This window comes from Cupriavidus sp. KB_39, from assembly GCF_052114485.1.
GTDB lineage: Bacteria > Pseudomonadota > Gammaproteobacteria > Burkholderiales > Burkholderiaceae > Cupriavidus.
Map to the genome: position 1 here is coordinate 1 of NZ_JBFREV010000227.1, position 422 is coordinate 422.

The window sequence follows — 422 nt, forward strand, 5'->3', positions numbered from 1 at the left end:
GAAGACCGCCAGAGGTGGTATCGCGCCGCCTGGGACGCCGCCAACGCCGTGCTGATCCAATACAATGCGGCCCTGAGCCACCATCATGGCATCGGGCTGCTGCGCGCGCCGTACATGGCGCCGTCGCTGGACACGGCGTTCCCGGTGCTGGTGGCGGTCAAGCAGGCACTCGATCCGCAGAAGATCCTCAACCCCGGGAAGCTCGGCCTGAGCGACGTGCTTTCCCACGAAGCGAAGTAACACCATGGACAGGTCCCTCGGCGCCCGCCTGACGCGCCACCCGGTCATCGCCACGCTCTACGGCGCGGAGCAGGTCGATGCGTTTGTCGACAGCGAGGCCGAAGTCTCGATCGTGGCGAACGTGGAGCTGCGCAAGCTGCAGCCCGTGATTGCCACGCTGACCCGCGCCGGCAAGTACGTCA

1 protein-coding gene and 1 pseudogene are annotated in these 422 nt (G+C 66.8%); both read left to right on the forward strand.

The genetic code is table 11. The features are described from left to right. The coding region (locus AB4Z27_RS29675) for an FAD-binding oxidoreductase (RefSeq protein WP_441646070.1) at window positions 1-240 on the forward strand (240 nt) is incomplete at its 5' end. A gap of 4 nt (window positions 241-244) precedes the next feature. Next, window positions 245-422 (forward strand): annotated as a pseudogene (locus AB4Z27_RS29680) (glycerol-3-phosphate responsive antiterminator); the annotation flags it as partial.